Origin of the sequence: Bartonella sp. TT110JLCBS, from assembly GCF_042193405.1 — a bacterium.
GTDB lineage: Bacteria > Pseudomonadota > Alphaproteobacteria > Rhizobiales > Rhizobiaceae > Bartonella.
In genome coordinates, this window is the sequence record NZ_JBHILT010000035.1 from 1 (window position 1) to 6,141 (window position 6,141).

A 6,141-nucleotide genomic window follows, 5' to 3' on the forward strand; every position below is an offset into this window, starting at 1 on the left:
ACCCAGCAATTACCATCATGGGATAGGTTAACTTCCTTTTCAATAAAGCCGCCTAAAGACCCCGCCTGTACATCATCGAAATCTTTTAAAGCTTTAATGCGATAAAGATTTATAATATTTCGAGTAAGTGCATGTTTGATTTTTTTGATTTCACTGGTTAATTCGTATTTTTTGCACATAGAAGACCCTCACAATCTAATGTGATAAACATTTGCTAAAATTTGGAATGGGAAAATTTGAAAGAGGGGCGCCCCCGCCGCGCCCGCGCGTCTTTACGCAGCGTTATTTTCAATAATCTTTACAACGGTATCGTTTTCATAAACCTCACAATTTATGGGAACCCAATATAAATCACTATCTCTTTTTAATCTTGCATTGCCATAGACATTACCTCTAATCACGAAATAACCAGAGATTTTCGCATTACCATAAACAGAGCCATAAACATCAGTATGACAGCCCACGCTAGCATTCCCATAAACCTTGCCATAAATTTTAGCAGCGCCACTGATAACAGCATGATCATAAACTACCGCCTTGCTATGAATACGAGCATTTCCTGATAATTTTGCATTGCCATAAACCCGCGCCTGATGATAAACCCAAGCATTATAAGAAAGATGCGCATTGTCATAAACATGAGCATTTGCATAAACGCGGGCGCGATTACAGACATGGGCATTGCCATAAACATTACCCATTATAATAGCTTTATTAAAAACCTTGGCATTTTCATAAATATGGGCAGGATTTAAAACAAGAGCATTATCGTAAACCCAGCAATTGCCATCATGAGAGAGGTTACTTTCATTTTCAATAAAACCACCCAAGGCACCAGCCTTAACATCGTCAAAATCCCTTAATGCTTGGATGCGATAAAGAGTTTGATTATTAAATACACGTGTCTCATTTGTGAGTGCAAACTTTTTTTGCATAGCACAATTCCTTTATAAAAAGATTTGAATTTTAGAATGAAATGTTTAAAGGGGGGCGCCCCCGCCGCGCCCGCGCGTCATTTACACAGTTGTAAAAACAATATCACCAGTGATAACGGGTTCTTTATAATTGCCACCAATTTTGGTATCACCACCAATCTCAGTATAGCCAATTACCTTGGCATTGCCATAGACATGAGCATCACCATGGACCTTGCCATAAATTTTTGCATTGTCATAAATGCGAGCATCATCATAAACCTCAGCATTATCAGAAATTAAAGCATTATTGGAAACCCAAGCACCACCATAAACCTTGCCATAAACCTTGGCATTGTCATAAACGCAGCTCCTATCATAAACATGGGCATAACCAGTCACTATAGCATTCCCATAAACCTTGGCTTCTCTATTGACCATAGCAGCGCCACAAACATGGGCATTATCGCAAACCCTAGCATTATCAAAAACTATAGCATTTTCATAAACATGGGCATTATCATAAACCTGAGAGGTTCCTAAAACACGTGCTTTATCATAAACCTCAGCATTGCCATAAATTCTAGTTTTATCAAGAAACTTGCCATAAATAGTGTCATAAATTTTTGCATTTCCATACACTTTAGCATGTCCAAAAATATCACCATAAACCAATGCGTTCTCATATACTTGCGCATTGCCATAAACTTCAGCTCTAATATGCACGCTAGCATTGCCATAGACCCTTGCATTTTCATAAATTTTTGCAGATCCAGTAATTTTTGCATTATCCGAAACATGGGCATTATCGTAAATACGAGCATCACCATAAACCATGGCATTGCCACCGACCCAACAATCACCATTATGAGCTAAATTTGCAACCTTATGTATAAAACCGCCTAAATCACCAGCTTTTATATTAGCAAAATCCCTTAAAGCCCGAATGCGATAAAGAGTATAATCACCAACCTCTATTGTCTCACCTGTAAATTCGTATTTTTTTGCAGGCTCTTGTTGATTAGCAAGCGCGGTTTCATTTGAAATATTAGAGATAACGGGGGTGTTTTTTGAGATATTTGTCATAATTAAAACCTTGATGTTAATATTGTTTTCAATTGACACCTTAAAAAGGCGCCGGGTGTTGAAAACACGGCATCAAGTCCGTCGGCATGCCTTCCCCATAGGGTTTTGTATAGCATGACCACACCCGACAAAATTCTCATATATGCTAATCACAGCATAAAAGATAGTCAGTTTTTTGATATGGGAAAGATTGTTTCGTAATCTACCCGCTTGATGTTTAAGTGTTTTCAGCACTTGGTTATTTATATAACAAAATACGTATTTATTGTCAAATAATATTTTATCTTTTTTGATATTTTTTTGTATTTTTTTAAATACGTTGTGTATTGATAATATCTTATGCCTATTAGTTGCTTCTTTTATATTTATATGCTTTTAAAGCTATATTATTGGCTTTCTTAAAAGATTGCGTTATTTTCTGAATCTATACATTTATAATATTTAGAAACGCTCTCATGATGCGTATTTTAAACTTTATAACCTATCAATTTTGTCACTAAATGAATTTTAAATTTTTTGTGAATTTTGTTTATAACATATTTGCAACTTAACAGCTTTTTATAGAGATGGTCTTTATAACCAATGCATTCATTTGCATTATGATTATAAAACCTTGCTGTTTTTATGCATTCTCTATAGCTGTTATATGCTTTATAGCCACCGCATCATTTTTCATTTTCATAAGAGAAACGATAAATAGGATAATTACGATTTATAGACTGTTATGAAAACATCTCAATAGAAACTGATAATTATAGAGATGAGCAAAATCTCTTTTAATAGACCGTGTCAGTGTTGTCAGTTCCTTTTAAGAGCCTCTATTATTTTTTTTATGAGTAAAAATTAAAAACATTATATTTCAATAGTTTAATATCTTTAAAACATAACCCATATCAAGAGTACAATCTTAAAAGATAACCAATGATGTGAATTGATTAAAACCTGTCAGTTATGTGTCAGTAAATTGAACTGACAAAAGTGATCATTTGAGTGAGTCATTAAAACGTGTCTTATGAAAAGCATAGGAAAGTAAAAACTGATTACGTTATCAAAATCCCTTTTATGAATTTTATCAGTTCTTTTGAATGATAACCTTATGATTTAGAGAATGATTACAACGTGCTTTATAAAAAGCATGTGATCCTTTAAAGCCTTTCAAAAGATGGTTTATAACTCATAAGAAATGCTATCAAGATCATTATAGTTATGAGTTTTGAAGGGGTTTTGAGTTTTGAGGGTTGCCCCTTTTAGATAAAAAAACGATAAAAAGTAAAAACGTTATTTTTCAATAGGTTAAGATTTTACAGATCTTAAAAAAACAACTCATATTGATAACACAACCTATAAATTCAACTAATAATATACGTTTTGAAGGGGTTTTGACGGTTTTTACACCTTCAAAACCTATAAGTAAAATGAATATACATAACTCTCTTTAAACAAAGCTTTTGAAAACAATAAAGCACTCATTTTAGATTACGGTATAATCTTTTAAAGGCAATGTAAAAAAATTTAATTCATTTTAAGAGTGGGTTTCTTAAAAGTCTTAAAGCAATCCAAATAAGAGTATTTAAAAGTGCAAATGATTTCTTTTTAGAATAACGCATATAAACACTCTTTTTAAAGATTGTATGTAATCAACTTAACAAGAGAGGTATAGATTATGGTTATAAGCTCTATACCCCTTGTAAGGTTATCACTCTCATTATGTGAGCATGCTTTATAAGTTATTCGGTTTCTCTTATTTCTAATTTTGGTAAGTTTTTAACAATTTTCATTGTTTCTAAACTCACAGTGATAACCCTTTGAAACAAATCCAATGGATAGGCAGGGTTGCCAATGGTTTCAACAGCATAGTGATTGGCATCATTAACAATACCACTCTTTTTATCTGTTTTTACACATTGACGCCCCATAACCGATTCAAGAGAGATATCTGTCATGATGATATTGCTATTATAAATAACAGTTGATTTATTCTTTTCCTTACTATCCTTAATTTTTGCAAATTTCATTTCAGTCACATAATAGAATTTTTCGAGATTAGAGATTTCTGTCTGTTTTGGATTACCCTTTTTAAAGGTCACAGGATAAGGCTCTACAGTTTCATAATTCACGTGCAAATGCCCCAGTTTACGCCCTACTGTCACAAATTTCCAAAAATCATTAGCACTCTTTACGCAAGGGATACGAGGCAGTTCTTTGCATAAGTTATGAGCATAACGAGCACGATAATCTTCTGAATGCAAGAGACCGTAAACATAATAAAATAGATCATCTTTAGTAATTTTTTCATTAGGATAAGCGGCTTTAAAATATGCTAATTCTTCATAAGTTATGGCATTACGCATTTTCTTTTTTGCTTATTTTAATAACAAGCTATCGTCATGCTATTTTTCTTATCAAGCGATAATAATGGAGTGTTTTTTGTTGTCTCTAATATGTAACAGTTCCAATAAATTTGGTCTATTCTATGAATAAGAGTCTTTACTTGAAGCTCAAGATTATATTACATGCAACACCTTAAAATTAAGAAGCATATAGAGTGTATGATTGTCATTTAACAGTGTCATTGTAAAATCTTCAAAAGCGGGGGAAATGATATGGTTTGCACAACACATAAAGCAGGTTATACAGTACAGTCTATGCTTTTCTCTTAGATGTTATAAGTATTATTTTCATCAAAAAATTAAAAAATTGTTACGCGGTTGGCGATTTTTTCTGTGACGCTGATGATGGGGGTCATTTTGTTGCTCATTTTGAGGGCACAATGAATGCATAGATTTTTTTTCATTTTTGTTTTTGCGGCTTTTTTGTGCCTTTTTTCGTTGCCGAGTTTTGCCCAAAACATTCGTGAGAAAGCGATTAATCAATCAGAGAGCATCCAACGACAACAAACGCAAGAACAGCGTTTTCAACGATTGCACCGTAGAAACGAAACACATGGGATATTTTTGCCAGACGATGATACCACATCTGCCTATGGTGCTTCATCTAGTACAACCTGTTTGCTGATCAAAAGCATTGAATTTGTTGGCGCTCAGTTGATTTCTCATACCAACCTTCATGAAGCCATTTCTCTTTGGGAAGGACGGTGTTTGGGGATTGCCGAAATCAATAAAGTGCTCAAAGCGGTGACCAAGCTTTATATGAAGCGCGGCTATATTGCGGTGCGGGCTTATTTGCCTGAGCAGGATTTAAGCGGCGGTCATCTCAAGATTGTTGTTGTTGAAGGTGTGATGGAAGATATTACCCTTGATGGGCATAAAGTTGGAAGGAAATCTCAAGGAGAAATCACCACGGCTTTTCCAAACCTTATTGGGAAGCCGACCAATCTGCGCCAGATAGAGCAAGGGCTTGATCAAATCAATCGGCTTTTCTCACGCCAAGCCACCATTAATCTTGGTGCGGGGAGCAATTCGGGTGGTTCGATACTCGATGTTCATATTGAAAAACAGAAACCTTGGCTTATTACGCTTTCCAGCGATAATCTTGGCGCTAAAGCAACAGGGCTTTATCAAACGCGCTTGAGCCTTTCTTTTGATGATCTGTTGGGGATCAATGATCAATGGTCGTTGAGCTATCAGCGTTCTATGGATGGTAGTCCGTATCATTTTTCTCACAAGCGCCCCAATAGTGATACTCTAACGGGATCCTTTTCTCTTCCTTATGGCACTTGGACAACAGGTTTTGATGGGACGTGGAGCCAATATCATTCGAGTGTTAAGGGAATATTTTCCGATATTATGACTGCGGGCAAGTCTTTATCGCTTACACCGTGGATTTCACGGGTTATCGACCGTGATCAAGAGGGAAAGACCTGGCTTACAGGACGGTTGACATGGAAATATTCTGATAATTTTATTATGGGCAGTCGGGTTGATGTTTCCAGCCGTAAATTGGCTATTGCAACCTTTGAGCTTGATCACTCGCGCAAGTGGCTTGGAGGAGAATTAAGCGCGCATATAGGGTTTCATAAAGGGTTGGCAATTCTTGGCGCTTATGACGATAAAGAGCAAGAGAATGCAACAAAAAATTCACCCAAAGGGCAATTTTCCAAATTGTCTTTTTCCCTAGGCTACGTGCGTCCTTTTTCGCTCAAACAATATAACTTTCGCTATAACACGCTGTTTTCAGGACA

The 6,141-nt window shown here is 35.5% G+C and carries 3 protein-coding genes and 1 pseudogene; 1 reads left to right on the plus strand and 3 read right to left on the minus strand.

Annotated features, from left to right (window positions below):
- Positions 1–272: 272 nt before the first annotated feature.
- The 3 genes and pseudogenes from ACFILW_RS08525 to ACFILW_RS08535 all read right to left on the minus strand — a co-directional run.
- Positions 273–935, minus strand: coding sequence for a hypothetical protein (locus ACFILW_RS08525; protein WP_375685551.1), 663 nt, complete (start codon positions 933–935; stop codon positions 273–275).
- A gap of 81 nt (positions 936–1,016) precedes the next feature.
- Positions 1,017–2,000, minus strand: a complete 984-nt coding sequence (locus ACFILW_RS08530; protein WP_375675348.1) for a hypothetical protein — start codon at positions 1,998–2,000, stop codon at positions 1,017–1,019.
- Positions 2,001–3,727: 1,727 nt separating this feature from the next.
- Positions 3,728–4,348, minus strand: a pseudogene (locus ACFILW_RS08535) (type ISP restriction/modification enzyme); the annotation flags it as partial.
- 426 nt (positions 4,349–4,774) lie between these two features.
- Here ACFILW_RS08535 and ACFILW_RS08540 point away from each other — a divergent pair.
- The coding region (locus ACFILW_RS08540; RefSeq protein ID WP_375685552.1) for a ShlB/FhaC/HecB family hemolysin secretion/activation protein at positions 4,775–6,141 on the plus strand (1,367 nt) is incomplete at its 3' end.

Coding starts and splice junctions, on each gene's coding strand:
- ACFILW_RS08525 (WP_375685551.1), bottom strand. CDS start 935: ATGCAAAAAAAGTTTGCACTCACAAATGAGACACGTGTATTTAATAAT.
- ACFILW_RS08530 (WP_375675348.1), bottom strand. CDS start 2,000: ATGACAAATATCTCAAAAAACACCCCCGTTATCTCTAATATTTCAAAT.